The sequence below is a fragment of the Marinomonas aquimarina genome, assembly GCF_900089755.1.
In the GTDB taxonomy this organism is placed as follows: domain Bacteria; phylum Pseudomonadota; class Gammaproteobacteria; order Pseudomonadales; family Marinomonadaceae; genus Marinomonas; species Marinomonas aquimarina.
Window position 1 is genome coordinate 23,225 of sequence record NZ_FLOC01000005.1, and the last position, 13,958, is coordinate 37,182.

Sequence of the window (13,958 nt, forward strand, 5' to 3'; positions counted from 1 at the left end):
ATAGAAAAACGGAGTCTTGTCTTGCACAAGGTTCCGTTTTTTCGTTTATTTCTCAGAGTTTTGCTGCGGTAACTGGCGCAATAGCTTGATCGCAAAGAACAACAACACCATCACGGCCACAGCTAAGCTGAGCCAAAACACAATATCGGTCCAATTTTGCTTGGGCTGTTTTTCCTTAGGCAAACTGACATTTTCTAGCGGCTTGAGAGCCACCCTTGCCCACTCGATTTCACTCTCCCCTAGTAGCTGAGTAAAGACGGTACTCGAAGCATTTTGCTGGGACATTTTCGCATTTTTGCCAATACGGTAAGGACCATTGTTATTGGCGATAAATTGTAGGATTTGTTGTGGATGATGGAACACTATGCTGGGCGTTAGCTGATCTTGTAGCCCGCTGGCCAGTTCCACGCGCCACTCAGGGTCGGTATTGCGCGACAAGTTAACGGCTTTGCTCTGTTGCCACTCATCACCCACTTTGGCATTAAACCAGACACCACGGTAGCGCCAACGCCAGTCGCCCTGAGCGGTTTGACGCGAATACAATCGCACGCTATCGCCATAAGCCACCTCACCCAAATCTAGACTTAGCTGCTGAATGGGCGCTTTGTCCTCACGTACATATTCCCACGCACTGACAGGACCAAGATTGTTTGAAACCGAGTCCTGCTGCTCAGACAATGCTCCTGCAAGGCTCCAACTCAGTTCCGGCACCGTTGCCGCTGGCTGCGTAAGGCTGGCTTGTACCGCCGTAAGCGCTACCTCTGGGTTATTAGGAAACTCAATGCGCAGGAAGTCATAGTGTTGTGCCTTGCCCCTCAGCTCGAGGCTGTTGCGTAGTAAGCGGGCATCGCCTTTTTCGAGCTGAACTAAGGTATCACGAGCCACGTGCTGCCAGTGACTAAGATCCTGACTGCCACTGAGTTGAACCGCCAAGTACTGACTCGATGGATCACTAGGCCAGCTGAGTTCAAGATTCTTTAGAGCTTGGTCCTGCTCACGCAAATCGATCAGGTAGAAGTATTCTTCAGGCGTCGGCGTGGTATCGCTCTGATCAACCGAAATCGCAATCGAGCCCTTATCGATCTGTAGCTGAGTTTTGCCTTGTAACATGGCACCGGTTAAGGGTGTGCCGACCCGTACTGGAAAGAAATTCAGCCCAATGATGTCTGGCTCAGGTGCTTCGTCTGGATCGGCCGTACGAATGCGCGATGGCAACACCGTACCGTCGCGATCAAGCACCACAATATCCTTAAGCAGAGCATTCTCTGTATAGCGATAGATCTCCGCCGATAACGAGGCTTCTAGATAGACATTAGCCGGCTCAGTAGCTGGCTCAATTTGATACAGCGCCGTCGCATTTTCTTGGGCTAACAGCGCTTGGCTGCCGAGCACACTGAGCGCTATCGCCGACCAACAAACGCTTATGCTGAACATCGTGCTCATGGTGCTGGCTCCTCTTGATCGGATTTAGCCTCATCCGCACGGTTTGGAATCGGTGATAAGTAGCCAATTAACAGCATCAATCCTCCTACCGCCATAAAAGACACTATGCGCGTTAAATTGCCAGTCTCTTGCAGGTCGATGGTAAAGAGTTTTAACAGCACCACGCCTAGTACACTGACGCCCAATAGCCATATTTTGCGGCTTTGCTGGCGACGGGAAACATTCATAATCACCAAAGCACACAGACTCCAAAGAATCGATAAGGACATTTGTACCGTGCTGGAATGCCACAACGCATAGCTGTTGTATGGCACTTCAATAAAGTGATGTAGGCCCCTGAGCAACACAATATTCAACCAGACAAAGCCAAGTACGGCTGGCACGACTATGGTTAGTCCCTGTCTAACTCGTTTCGTCGCCATAATGCTCTGGCGGCAGGTGTAAGCCATTAGGATCACCAATGCCAGTTGAGCTAAATCCATTGGGTTCAGGATGGGTACGTGGAACCATGGCGTCGCACCGGAGTGAAAACTCGCGGAGTAGAACCACAGCAATAGCAGCAACACCATAGGAATCGGTACCACATCCTTGTAGACCCCACGGTATTGAGTGATCGGCCAAAATGGGCGATTAAGCAGCCACATCAGTATCAACATGGGACCTGTAAAGGTGGCAAACCAAATCAGCAAAGAAGTGACTTGATTCCAGAGCATCATGTATTGATACCAGCTGACTTCCCAGATTAAGCTCGCCAATAATGCCCAAACCGTGAATACATGCCAGCTCTTAACAACAAGGCTTTCCTTACTTGGCTCCGGATTGGCAGCAAGTTGTTTGCCTTTTAGCCACAGGAAGCCGTACTGAGCACCAGCGAATAGTGCAAACGCCAAACCACCCAATCCTTCATAAGGACGTAATAGATCACCACCATATAGGGAAAACACTGTATACACACCACACCACAAAGCGACCAGAGGTAACAGACTGTAGGCGCTGTTTAACAAATGTGGCCAATGCAAACGACGGCTAAACATCATAAAGGCCAGAGCGGAGAGGGACACAAATGTAATCATCCCAGCAAATACATGCTCAGGGGACATTTCCTTGAATAATTTAATGCTACCCGCCGCATACCACCACACCAGCCCCACTAGGATGGACACTCCCTCCAGCTTCATTTCATAACGCTTGAGAACACCACGATGGCGCTGCAAAATCAGACCGATCGAGAAGATAGAAAAGGCAAGAATCAGCAAACTCATCACGTTGTCCGCTGCGACCTGTAGACTTGAGAAATAGAAATTGTTCGCTACTTGCAGAGACACCACGCCGGCAATATAGAGCAAATAGCCCGCCGCTCGGGCCAACCAACGCTGCTGTCGTGCACCAATCCAAACAAGGCCCGCCGCTTCAATACACCAGGTGGCTGAGGTCCAGCTGGCATCCAGCGCCAAGGGCACGGCAAGGGTAAGAAAGATAATCCCCAGAGCGATAAAGGACTCTCTGAGCAGTCGCTGGGTCTGCTGGTATTTTTTCAAAAGCAAAGCCGCCAGAGCAAGGTAGAGCGCAGCGAGGGTCACGGCACTGATGGGCAAGCCGTACTCCGAATCTTTCAGTAACAATGTCTGTAGCCCAAAGGCAACAACAGGCAAACCAAACACCAAACTGCCATCCACAAGCCCCGTTAGTTTCGGCGGCTGCTTGATAGAGAACAGCACCGACACCAGCAGATACAACACGAAGAAGGCAATTAGAAAGGGCTGTGTTGTGTTGTACAATTGCGCTTCATAGCGCAGTACCGCCCAAACGGAGGTAATCGCAAAGGTAAAGAAGAAGCCTACCCAGTTGAGCAAGCGCCAGGATTTAAACCAAGCAATGGCCAAGATGCCTAGGCTTAACCACAAGTAGAAGCCAAACAGCGCCACGTGATTACCTGCCCCATCAGAGGTCAGTATCGGGGCAAGAAAGCCACCGATGGTCGCCATCAGCGCCAGCCCTTGCGCGCTTTGCATTACCGCTAAGGTGACGCCAAACACGACGATCACGGTCATCAGGGCAAAGGTCATGGTAATCGGCATTAAGTCGTAAAATTTACCCGCCGCGAAAATCGTTAGATACAAGGCAGCGATCCCCCCGCCCTGTAGTATCAAACCATAGCCATGCTGTCGATGACGGGTGAGCCAGCCGATGATTAATAGCGCGGTGGCAATCAGCGCAATCACTGTGAGGCGCATCTCAATCGGGAATAATCCCGCGCTGGAAGCGTATTTGGCCAAAAAGCTTAGGCCAAAAAACAACACCAACATCCCCACTCGCACCACGGGGTTGCCTTGGCTAAAGAAGCGTCGCACTTGCTCGCTAAGCTGGTTAAGAAATTGGAACTTAGGTGCCAGATTTTCGTCTCGGCTGTCGCGGCCAACGTTTTTATCGAGCCAACGGTCGGCCTCCTGCAGGGCTTCAGTTTGAGGTGCGGCCGGTTGCATAGTGTTCTGCTCAGTGGGTGCCTCGGGGCCAGGCGCGTCTGCTGCGGGAACCGCTTGCTCTTCACTTGGTCGCGCTGTGGCCATTCGTTCTTTATAAGCGTTCGTCTGTAAGCGCGAGACTTCTCTTTCTAAACCTTTTACACGTGACGATAATTGCCAAACCTGCCCCAGTGACAGCCCAACCAAACCACCAAACAACCAACCAAATGGGCCTGACAAAACTATCTCCCCCACAAAGAGGCCAATAATGATCGCGACTATGATCTTACCCATGGATCATTCCTTCCCTTCTGAATGTGTGCTGCTTTGGGATGCTTAGAGTTCAGCTGTATGTGGACTTAGAAGGGTATCAGGCCCCTGTCATGGGCCCTTCCCCTTCTTCAGACTATTACTTAAGTGTTGTCGATAATGTGCATATTTGGAAGTTACGGCGCTGGCACAATCGGGCAATTGACCACAATATTGGTGCGCTCAATATTGACCAAGCCCTTGGCTTCGGCGTCCAACAGAGCGCCTTCAGAGGTCAATTCAACCGCCTGATTAGGGTTGACCCATTGCACTTGGTAGATTAGCCAGATGGGGGAATAAGCCGCATCTGTGCTTTCAAAGCCCACTGGCGTGGGTGCGGAAGGAAAAATATTACGCTGCTCGCCGTTAGGAAAGCCGTACACACGCTCGATCACAGTTTTTTGTCGCGGGGGTTTGGGGTAATTGGGGATGGCATCACGCAAGCGCGGGGCATAATTCGCCCCCATGGCTTTGGCCATGTCCTGATCGGACACATCCGTGGTCACGTAATGCACGATCTGATCATTGAACCATGCCTGCTGCAACGGCAGTGAAACGGTCATTGGCGCCGTGCTAGCACAGCCGGTCAGCCACAAACTGCCAGCCACCAAACCTGCCATTAATCGCTTTTTCATGCTTTGCTCTGCTTCCTTTAGAGAGTGCTATCCGTACTACTTGGAAATATGATTGCCAAGCTCTTCGTATATTTTGATGGACACTAGATTGCCCAGCTTACTCATTTTGGTTACTTCCGGTGGATTGTCTGAAGACCAAAAGTTACGCCAGTCTTCTTCTGAACTCCAACGAGCAATGGTTAATAAGTGGTCTACCTTCAGCCCATCCTGCAACAAAGTACTGCCGAAAGCACCTTGGTACATTTCTCGTACCAACACCGTGGTCTGTTCCCAAGCCTCACTGAATTCTTGTAGGTTTTCTCGCTTTACCTGCCACTCGTAAATCACACGAATCATCTTGTCTTCCTTCTCATGTTAGACGGGAGAGTTATTGTTATTAATTAAAGACCATATCAGCACTTTATTGTAAGCACGGATTTGACGCAAACGCACGACATAACCCATCCCCCATTACCTTATCAAGCAAACTTAACTGGTACGAACTCGATGCACCGCATTGCGCCACCCTTGATACAACTTTTCACGGCTGTCGTGACCCATCTCAGGATGGAAGGCATGCTCTGCCTGCCAAAGCTCGCTGATCTGTTCTAAAGAGTCGTACACACCAGCCTTTAACCCTGCTAAATAAGCCACACCAAGGGCCGTCGTCTCGGTCACTTTGGGACGCTCCACGGCAATGCCCAATAAATCGCTTAAAAACTGCACTACCAGATCGTTGACCACCATGCCGCCATCCACACGTAGTGAGTTAAAGTGGGCCCCATCTTTGGCCATCGCATCAACTAAGTCTTTGGTTTGATAGCAGACTGAGCGCAACCCCGCACTGACAATGTCTGAGACACTGGTATCGCGAGTGAGACCGATCATGGCACCACGGGCATCAGGGTCCCAATAAGGCGCGCCTAGCCCAGTAAAGGCAGGCACCAAGTAAACGGTATCGGCATTTAGCGCCTGCTGCGCCAGGCTTTCCGTTTCCGAGGCATGGGAAAATAGCTTTAAGCCATCTCTTAACCATTGAATCGCCGCTCCCGCGACAAAAATACTGCCTTCTAAGGCATAGGTGACCTGGCCATCCAGACGATACGCCACGGTGCTGAGCAGCTTGTGTTCGGATTTCAGCACTTGATCGCCAGTATTAAGAATCAAGAAACAACCGGTACCATAGGTGCTTTTCACCATCCCCGGTGCAAAGCACGCTTGCCCAAACAACGCCGCTTGTTGATCCCCTGCAATGCCCTGCACTGGGATCTCGGCTCCCAGCCATTTTTCATTGATCACACCAAAGTCAGCACTAGAATCCATCACCTCTGGTAGCTTTACCGTGCCAATGCCGAGCAGCTCAATCAACTCCTGATCCCAGTCTTGGCTATGAATATTAAAAATCATGGTGCGCGCGGCATTGGTGGCATCGGTGCGGTGCTGTTGGCCATCGGTCAAACACCAGAGCAAATAACTGTCGACGGTGCCAAACGCGATTTTACCCTGTTCGGCACGTTCTTTTACGCCGACCACATGGTGCAGCATCCAGCGAATTTTAGTGGCGGAGAAGTAAGGGTCGATCAGCAGACCGGTCTTTTGCTGCACCTTATCACTATAACCCTGCTCTACTAGGCTTTGGCAGTAGTCACTGGTACGGCGGTCCTGCCAAACAATGGCGCTATACACCGGCTTACCGGTTTCCATGTCCCACAGTAAGGTCGTTTCACGCTGGTTAGTAATGCCCGCACTGGTGATATCACTGGCATTTAAGCCGGCGTCTTTCAGTGCTTCCTTACAGACTTGCAAGGTGGTTTGCCAGAGATCGCTAGGGTTATGCTCGACCCAACCATCTTCGGGAAAATGTTGCGCAAACTCTTGTTGACCCTGACCGATAATCTGCCCAAACTGATTAAAAATAATGGCACGACTACTGGTGGTGCCTTGATCAATCGCAAGTAAAAACTGGTTCATAGCCTCGAACTCTCGGTTGTGTCGGATACCCCACTAACACCAGGTTGCGGTCATCCTGACAGGCTTTTCTTATAGTATAAGTCGCATTATTGAAGAAATGACATGGCCTTGATCTTCGACATAAAACGGCTGCGGTTTTGCTATTTTCATCACACTCGCTGCATGGATTGCAATAAAAGTCGACTAGTTTGGCGCTGGCGATGCTTGCTTATCCCCTACTAGATGGCTAGCATCGAAATGAATATATTGACCTAAATCAATCGGTATCTTGCAACATAGGTCACCCAAACCAAATTGAGACGAGGTAGACCATGGAACAGGCTCATTTTGACTTATTTGTTGTCGGCGGTGGTATTAACGGTACAGGCATTGCGGCAGATGCCACAGGGCGTGGTTTATCGGTCGCCTTGTGCGAAATGAATGACTTGGCCAGCGCCACTTCATCTGCCAGTAGCAAGTTAATTCATGGCGGTTTGCGCTACCTTGAACACTACGAATTTCGCTTGGTTCACGAAGCCCTAGGCGAGCGCGAAGTGTTATTAAAAATCGCCCCGCACCTGGTCACGCCAATGCGCTTCCAGCTACCTCATCGCCCTCACCTACGCCCTGCTTGGCTGATTCGTCTGGGGCTGTTTCTGTACGATCATATTGGCAAACGTGAGCTGCTCGAAAGCTCTTTTAATGTGGCTTACGGTGAGGATAGCCCACTCAAAAGCGATATCACGCAAGGTTTTGAATATTCAGACTGCTGGGTCGACGATGCCCGCTTGGTGATCGTTAACGCCATGAGCGCTCAAGAGCACGGCGCCTTAATTATGCCTCGCACACGCTGTGAATCCGCGAAACGAGAAAACGGAGTTTGGGTGATTGATGTGGTCAACACCCTCACTCAAGAACGCCAACGCTTTACCGCCGACGGTTTGATTAATGCGGCGGGCCCTTGGGTGTCGAGCTTTATTGAAACCAAGCTCGAGCGACCTGCTCCCTACAACATCCGCATGATCAAAGGCAGCCATATTGTGGTGCCAAAACTGTTTGAGCAAAGTAATGCTTTTATTATGCAAAATGCCGACAAGCGCATCGTGTTTGCCATTCCTTATCGTGATCAGTACACCTTACTCGGCACCACCGATGAGGAGTATCAAGGCGACCCTAAGGACGTGGCCATCAGTGACGCCGAGGCCGATTATATTTTGGACGTGGCAAACCAGCATTTTAATAAGCAGCTGAGCCGCGCCGACATTGTCTGGACCTATTCAGGAGTACGCCCGCTGCTCAATGATGAGACTGAAAATGCCTCGGCCGTCACCCGTGACTACACTTTGCATGTGGAAGATGACCATGGCAAAGCACCGCTTCTGAGCATCTTTGGTGGCAAGATCACCACTTATCGCCAGTTGGCTTTAACGGCCATGCATGACCTCAAAGACTACTTCCCACAGATGGGCAAAGAGTGGACCCATGCGCACCCTCTACCAGGTGGCGATATGAACCATGATCATGAGGCATTTGCTCAGCAATTAATGACAGAGTTTCCCTTCCTCGACGAGCGCCTCGCACGGCGCTTTACCGCCAGCTACGGCACCCAGTCTTATGTGCTGTTAGGGGATGCATCGTCGTTAATGGCACTGGGGCCTTGCTTTGGTGCGGACCTGTATCAGAAAGAAGTGGATTATTTGATCGAGCACGAATGGGCGCGCACCGCCGAGGATGTGCTGTGGCGCCGCTCTAAGCTGGGCTTGGAGTTCACACCAGAACAAGTGCAGAAACTAGACGATTACCTCGCCGATGAGATGGCCCATGAACAGGACTATGCGCGGGAGCTGATTGCGTCTTAAGCCGCTCGCGGGGCGAACATAATAATGGCCATGCCCGCAACGGCGACACAGGAGCCAACGATGTCCCACATCGTTGGCTTGATGCCATCTACCAGCCACAGCCAAAAGATGGCGACAAAGATATAGACGCCGCCATAGGCCGCATAGACACGCCCAGACGCTTCAGGGTGCAATGACAACAACCAAGCAAACAGTGCCAAACTCACTGCGGCAGGCACTAAAAACAGAATCGATTTGCCTTCGCGCAACCACAAATAGGGCAAATAGCAGCCCACTATTTCCGCTAGCGCGGTCAGCAAAAATAAACCAACGGTTTTTAGCTCAGGCATAGGCACACTCAAAACACCTTTAATAGAGCGACGGGGCGTCTTCGTTTGGGCGCGTTTTAAAGCGGCGGTGTAACCACATATATTGGGCCATATTACGGCTAATTAGCTGTTCGATAATCTTATTACCGCGAAGCGCGTCCGCTAATTCGTTTTCCCCAGGGAAGTCTTCCAATGGTGCTCCAATCTCAATGCTGTACCCTTTGTCATCAGCATTACGCTCAACAAAGAACGGCAAGACTTTGGCTTTACCCAGCTTGGCCAGCGTCGTACCACCGGTAATGGTCGCCGCTTCCTGCACACCAAAGAATGGAATAAACACTGCACTAGAACGACCAAAATCTTGGTCAGCGGTGTACCAGATCACATCTGGGGCACGTAGGCTACGCACCATTTGGCGCATGTCTTTTTTCGGGATCAAGGCTTTGTTAGAACGTAGACGACCTTTCACCTGCAGGTATTCCATGACAGGATTATTGTGTGGGCGATACACACCAACACCTGGGTTAAACTGACCGAAAATACGTGCGCCCATTTCCAGCGGTAAACAGTGTACGGCAAACAAAATCACGCCTTGGCCATTATCCAGCGTCGTTTGTACGTGCTCTTGCCCTTTGATGTTCATATGGTTTTGCACGCGCTTGTCTGACCACCACCAAGCACAGACGGTATCGAAAATCGCTGTGCCAGTGGCTTCAAAGTTACGCTTTAATAAGTCTTGGCGCTCAGCGTCACTCATCTCAGGGAAGCAAAGCTCAAGGTTACGCTTGGCGGTTTTTACACGCCCCTTGGCAAACTTCATCATAAAGCGACCAATGGCTTTACCCAGCCTCATCTGCCAATGTAGCGGCAGCATAGATAACAGACGGCCTAAACCTAGACCGAACCAAAGTCCCCAGTGTTTGGGATGAAGCAATGCTTTAGAGAATTGCGCTTGTTCTACCACGACGTCATGCACCCATTGAAAATTCGCCGACATTCTAACGCAAAATGACGGAAAAATTGAGCGCCGTTAGCGACTTACTTGGTGTTTGGCGTAATGTGGAGGATATGAGCAGAACGATAGTCACCGCAGCAAAAAGGATTTAAGCGTTCACTAGCCTGTAAATGTGTAACGCCTTTCAACCTTGACCACTTCCACCTCATAGGACTCATACCATTTCTCGCGGCCAAACTGTTGGGCCAGGGCATGCTGGCTGTCTCGGTGCCAATTCTGGATATCGGCTTCGCTTTCCCAATAGGAAATGGCGATCTCTTCGTCGCCTTACGGTGACGGCAATAAAGTCTTGGCAGTTGTATTGGCTAAAGGCCAGCTCACGCATGACTTTTACCGTTTGTGAATAGTGGGCGTCAGGGGTTTTGGTTTTCGCTTTAAAAATCACGGCGTACATAGGTTCTGTTTCCTTCATGCTGTTCCCTACTTGGACGATTTCGCCCACAACACCTACACTTTGAACACTCTTAAACAGCAGAGTGCATCATCATGTCACGTTATCAATTAGACACCGCCGAAGCGAAATATCAGCCCGGATCCAATCATCAGGTGCTGCTGAATAAGCTCAATGTGACGGATCTTGAGGAGATGCATGATATTGAAGCACAGTTGCTGTTTTTACTGTATACCAAAGTGTTTTCCCACCCCACCGAGCTCGAGGCCTTTACCTTTCAAGACATCATTTCATGGCATCGCCAGTGGCTGGGCAATGTCTATTATTGGGCGGGGCGCATTCGTAATGTACGGATGTCCAAGCAAGGCTTTGAATTTGCCGCCCCACCACAGATCGTCAAATTGATTCATCAATTTGAACAGGCCTACTTAGCCAAAATCCCGCAGATTTCACAGCTTAGCAAAGATGAGTTGGTATCCTTGTTGGCGCAAACCCATGTGGAATTTATTTTGATTCACCCCTTTCGGGAGGGTAATGGGCGCATCAGTCGTTTATTAATGGACTATATGAGCTGGCAAGCAGGCTATGGGTTGCTCGATTACAGCTTATGGGATACCCACAAAGCGTTTTATTTTCGCTCGATACAAGCGGGGGTTGGCGGTGATTACCAATACATTGAGCGTTTGGTAAGGGATATTTTAGACGGCGAGAGTTAAAGCACTGTACTTCTTTTTGTTTTGCGCAAGCTTACGCTCAATGCCGCGAATCGCAGCGCCCGTTTCGATGGCAGTAGAGCTGGCAACTGAGCGATAAATCATCTGCTGCGTGACTTTTTTCTTGGCGGCTTTCATGCGTGGTTAAGCTCCAACAGGGCCATCAAAGGATAGTTTCATCGTAACGTAAAAGCCCATTCTTCGCAATTAAGCGGGCCAGTGCCAAGGGGGCAAATCGAGCATGCCAAAGCTGGGGATTTGCGTTTCCCCAAAGTCTTTTTCCAAGCGAATCGAGTGACACCATTCAGACTGTTCAAGCGCGGCAATTAAACGCGGCGCATGGGACACCACCCATACTTGGCTATGCTCGGCAGCAAAGATAATCAGCCTTGCTAAGGCGGGCAATAGGTCGGGATGTAAGCTGGTCTCCGGTTCGTTAAGCACCATTAACTCTGGTGGTCTTGGGGTTAACAAAGCCGCGACCCACAGAATATAACGCAAGGTGCCATCGGACAGCTCTGCGGCGGTCAGTGGACGTAGCAAGCCATGCTGATAAAACTGCAGCATAAAGCGACCTTCATCGGTTCGCAGGACCTCAAGACGCGCGCCAGGAAAGGCAAAATTAATCGCCTCATGCAAGGCATCCGCATCACCAATTTCAATAATGGTTTGCAGCGCAGCAGCCACATCACGGCCATCATGATGTAACACCGGCGTAAAGGTTCCTAAATGGTGCTGACGGGCTGGCGCACCTTGGTCGGTACGAAAGTGATCGTAGAAACGCCATTTACGAATGCGATCGCGCATAAAGAACACTTCAGGGGCTTGTTGGGCATCGGCGGCGAGGTCAAACATGGAATCGAAGCTCGACGCATGGTAAGACACCACCTCCCAGCTGCGCCCAGCGCGACGTTTAATGGCGTTATCTTGACGATCCACCAAGGCCGCCGCAGGACGGTAATACTCCCCGTGCCAAATGGTTTCTCGCATAATGCCAGGATCGAGTTTAAACAAGGTGGGGGTTGTGGTGGGCATGGACACGCCAAACTTGGGCAACCCCAGCGCCACCGAGTAACCGTAGTCTTCCCCAGCAAAACCTAGCTTTAGCTGACGTTTAGTTTGCCTTGGGCCACCTTGCACAGGCACTTCACCAGAGCGCATGCGCTTGGAGATCTTCTCGGGCCCCGCCCAAAACACCGACTCTAAGCCACCGTCTTCCGCCAAAGAACGCACAATACCGCCCTCACCGACTTTGGCGAGCAAGCGCAGGGCTTTGTAGAGGTTGGACTTACCACTGCCATTCTCACCCGTCACCAGATTTAACTGCCCTAGCGGGATGGTTAAACGGATAATCGAGCGGTAGTTTTCTATAGCAATGGTTTTAATCATTAACCCGCATCTCTTAGCTCAAACGGTTCATAGCATTCCATGCCATTCAATTGGCTTGCGCACATCTCCGGTCGTTCCTCCCTTCGATCGTCGGCGCCAATTAAACGCATGGAATACCTTAACAAATATCTCAGGACAAAGCCGACTCTTAATGCTCCCCTTCGCCAATATCCATTTGCTCTTTCGCGAGCTTTAAGAAGCGTTTATGAATACGTCGTGTGGCCCACCACACACCGCCAATTACCAGCGGTACCGCAAGACCCACAGCCAAGCTTTTATCAATCGGTGCACCTTTTTCGTAGGCCGCTTCGATCAGATATTTGATTAAGCCAATGCTGTAGTAAGAGATCGCCGCCACTGATAGGCCTTCGACCGTGTGCTGCATAGCTAACTGAATCTTCGAACGGCGATCCATTGAGGCTAACAGATGCTGGTTTTGCGATTGAATCGACATGTCCACACGGGTACGCATCATATCGGACACGCGGTCGATACGACGGGACAAGTTCTCTAGGTTTTCACCAGCGGTTTTACAGGTACGTACCGCGGGCGTTAAGCGGCGCGTGATAAATTCGCTGATGGTTAAGTGCCCAGAGACTTCATCTTCTTTCAGGTCACTGAGACGTTTAAGTATCAAGTCATGATAAGCCGCGGTGGCATTAAAACGGAAAGTGGTGGCGGCGCGCGCAGATTCCACCCAAGCCGCCATATCAATGATTTTGGTCAGCACCGCCTGCTCATCCAACTCATCTTTGGAGCCAGAGAGCTGCTGGGTCAGCCCCACCAACTGCTGATCCATTTGCGCCAGGTGTTGATTGTAATGACGTGCTAACGGCAAGCCTAGCTGCGCTAACAAACGGTAGGATTCCACTTCAATCAAGCGCTGCACCATGCGGCCCAGCTGACTGCTGCTCATGCCGCGGTTATAGACTGCCATACGGCCAAAGCCATCACTGTGAATTTTGAACGTGGTCCACACTTGCGCATCGCCATTTTGTGGCAGACTGCCCACCAAGCGCATGCCTTCAAAGTAGGATCTCACTTGTGCCAATTCAGGCTCTGGTTGATGACGCGCATCTTCAATCGCCACATGAAACGCTGACACCACCGTCCCGCCAAGACTTTGCAGCCATTCTTTTGGCAATCGGCTGACGCCAGTATTGGCAAATGGATCGTCTAGGAAAGGCACACCTTGGTTAAGGATGGTATATGACACGAACTCTAAATGCGTCTCACGGCGAATGCGCCAATCGCCAAAATCCACCTCCAAGCAAACAGAATCATGACTCGGTGGCGTTTGACCAAAATACCCATAAAGCTCACAGAAGTGCTCAAAGTCTGCCTGCTTGCGCGTGACGTCCAGCATCACCGCTAGGTAGCTTATGCGAGCAGGGCTTTTGATCACATGGAAGGGACGCGAATGCAACTCGGCGTACAAGTCGTCTCGCTGTTCGTGCATGGTCAATCCGTAAGGGTTGGCAGCAGAATTCACAGGCAGCTCTCTT

General features: G+C 50.7%; 13 protein-coding genes. 2 read left to right on the forward strand and 11 right to left on the reverse strand.

What is annotated here, in order from left to right:
• Positions 1–45: 45 nt before the first annotated feature.
• The 5 genes from MAQ5080_RS05455 to glpK all read right to left on the reverse strand — a co-directional run bounded on the left by MAQ5080_RS05455 (position 46) and on the right by glpK (position 6,799).
• Positions 46–1,443 (reverse strand): DUF3999 family protein, encoded by a 1,398-nt coding sequence (locus MAQ5080_RS05455; protein WP_067206647.1) that lies wholly within the window; start codon positions 1,441–1,443, stop codon positions 46–48.
• Positions 1,440–4,199, reverse strand: a complete 2,760-nt coding sequence (locus MAQ5080_RS05460) for a DUF2339 domain-containing protein (RefSeq protein ID WP_067206650.1) — start codon at positions 4,197–4,199, stop codon at positions 1,440–1,442. The genes MAQ5080_RS05455 and MAQ5080_RS05460 overlap by 4 nt, the downstream gene beginning before the upstream one ends.
• A 152-nt stretch (positions 4,200–4,351) precedes the next feature.
• Positions 4,352–4,849 (reverse strand): DUF7482 domain-containing protein, encoded by a 498-nt coding sequence (locus MAQ5080_RS05465; RefSeq protein WP_067206653.1) that lies wholly within the window; start codon positions 4,847–4,849, stop codon positions 4,352–4,354.
• A gap of 36 nt (positions 4,850–4,885) precedes the next feature.
• On the reverse strand, positions 4,886–5,185 hold the full coding sequence (locus MAQ5080_RS05470; RefSeq protein WP_067206656.1) for an antibiotic biosynthesis monooxygenase family protein: 300 nt from the start codon (positions 5,183–5,185) through the stop codon (positions 4,886–4,888).
• A 132-nt stretch (positions 5,186–5,317) separates the two neighbouring features.
• Positions 5,318–6,799 (reverse strand): glycerol kinase GlpK, encoded by a 1,482-nt coding sequence (gene glpK, locus MAQ5080_RS05475; protein WP_067206659.1) that lies wholly within the window; start codon positions 6,797–6,799, stop codon positions 5,318–5,320.
• A 311-nt stretch (positions 6,800–7,110) separates the two neighbouring features.
• Between glpK and glpD the strand changes: the two genes are divergently transcribed.
• Entirely contained in the window at positions 7,111–8,637 is a 1,527-nt protein-coding gene (glpD, locus tag MAQ5080_RS05480) for a glycerol-3-phosphate dehydrogenase (RefSeq protein WP_067206662.1), read from the forward strand.
• Here the strand turns inward: glpD and MAQ5080_RS05485 are convergent.
• From MAQ5080_RS05485 to MAQ5080_RS17195, 3 genes are all read right to left on the reverse strand, one after another.
• Positions 8,634–8,966, reverse strand: coding sequence for a YnfA family protein (locus MAQ5080_RS05485; RefSeq protein ID WP_067206665.1), 333 nt, complete (start codon positions 8,964–8,966; stop codon positions 8,634–8,636). The genes glpD and MAQ5080_RS05485 overlap by 4 nt on opposite strands.
• A gap of 19 nt (positions 8,967–8,985) precedes the next feature.
• The gene (locus tag MAQ5080_RS05490; protein WP_067206668.1) at positions 8,986–9,942 is read right to left on the reverse strand and encodes an LpxL/LpxP family Kdo(2)-lipid IV(A) lauroyl/palmitoleoyl acyltransferase; all 957 of its coding nucleotides are present in this window, start codon (positions 9,940–9,942) and stop codon (positions 8,986–8,988) included.
• Between the two features lie 172 nt (positions 9,943–10,114).
• On the reverse strand, positions 10,115–10,372 hold the full coding sequence (locus tag MAQ5080_RS17195) for a hypothetical protein (RefSeq protein ID WP_231870787.1): 258 nt from the start codon (positions 10,370–10,372) through the stop codon (positions 10,115–10,117).
• A gap of 74 nt (positions 10,373–10,446) precedes the next feature.
• Between MAQ5080_RS17195 and MAQ5080_RS05495 the strand changes: the two genes are divergently transcribed.
• Positions 10,447–11,067: a Fic/DOC family protein gene (locus MAQ5080_RS05495; protein WP_067206671.1), complete on the forward strand. Its 621-nt coding sequence runs from the start codon at positions 10,447–10,449 to the stop codon at positions 11,065–11,067.
• Here MAQ5080_RS05495 and MAQ5080_RS17490 read toward each other — a convergent pair.
• The 3 genes from MAQ5080_RS17490 to MAQ5080_RS05505 form a co-directional block, all read right to left on the reverse strand.
• On the reverse strand, positions 11,050–11,202 hold the full coding sequence (locus tag MAQ5080_RS17490) for a hypothetical protein (protein WP_197464562.1): 153 nt from the start codon (positions 11,200–11,202) through the stop codon (positions 11,050–11,052). The genes MAQ5080_RS05495 and MAQ5080_RS17490 overlap by 18 nt on opposite strands.
• 69 nt (positions 11,203–11,271) lie before the next feature.
• Positions 11,272–12,453: an AAA family ATPase gene (locus MAQ5080_RS05500; protein WP_067206674.1), complete on the reverse strand. Its 1,182-nt coding sequence runs from the start codon at positions 12,451–12,453 to the stop codon at positions 11,272–11,274.
• A 148-nt stretch (positions 12,454–12,601) separates the two neighbouring features.
• The gene (locus tag MAQ5080_RS05505) at positions 12,602–13,945 is read right to left on the reverse strand and encodes a DUF3422 family protein (RefSeq protein WP_231870788.1); all 1,344 of its coding nucleotides are present in this window, start codon (positions 13,943–13,945) and stop codon (positions 12,602–12,604) included.
• Between the last annotated feature and the right edge of the window lie 13 nt (positions 13,946–13,958).

What these genes read in the sequence shown, in the direction of transcription:
- MAQ5080_RS05455 (WP_067206647.1), bottom strand. Translation starts at nt 1,443, where the DNA reads ATGAGCACGATGTTCAGCATAAGCGTTTGTTGGTCGGCGATAGCGCTC.
- MAQ5080_RS05460 (WP_067206650.1), bottom strand. Translation starts at nt 4,199, where the DNA reads ATGGGTAAGATCATAGTCGCGATCATTATTGGCCTCTTTGTGGGGGAG.
- MAQ5080_RS05465 (WP_067206653.1), bottom strand. Translation starts at nt 4,849, where the DNA reads ATGAAAAAGCGATTAATGGCAGGTTTGGTGGCTGGCAGTTTGTGGCTG.
- MAQ5080_RS05470 (WP_067206656.1), bottom strand. Translation starts at nt 5,185, where the DNA reads ATGATTCGTGTGATTTACGAGTGGCAGGTAAAGCGAGAAAACCTACAA.
- glpK (WP_067206659.1), bottom strand. Translation starts at nt 6,799, where the DNA reads ATGAACCAGTTTTTACTTGCGATTGATCAAGGCACCACCAGTAGTCGT.
- glpD (WP_067206662.1), top strand. Translation starts at nt 7,111, where the DNA reads ATGGAACAGGCTCATTTTGACTTATTTGTTGTCGGCGGTGGTATTAAC.
- MAQ5080_RS05485 (WP_067206665.1), bottom strand. Translation starts at nt 8,966, where the DNA reads ATGCCTGAGCTAAAAACCGTTGGTTTATTTTTGCTGACCGCGCTAGCG.
- MAQ5080_RS05490 (WP_067206668.1), bottom strand. Translation starts at nt 9,942, where the DNA reads ATGTCGGCGAATTTTCAATGGGTGCATGACGTCGTGGTAGAACAAGCG.
- MAQ5080_RS17195 (WP_231870787.1), bottom strand. Translation starts at nt 10,372, where the DNA reads ATGAAGGAAACAGAACCTATGTACGCCGTGATTTTTAAAGCGAAAACC.
- MAQ5080_RS05495 (WP_067206671.1), top strand. Translation starts at nt 10,447, where the DNA reads ATGTCACGTTATCAATTAGACACCGCCGAAGCGAAATATCAGCCCGGA.
- MAQ5080_RS17490 (WP_197464562.1), bottom strand. Translation starts at nt 11,202, where the DNA reads ATGAAAGCCGCCAAGAAAAAAGTCACGCAGCAGATGATTTATCGCTCA.
- MAQ5080_RS05500 (WP_067206674.1), bottom strand. Translation starts at nt 12,453, where the DNA reads ATGATTAAAACCATTGCTATAGAAAACTACCGCTCGATTATCCGTTTA.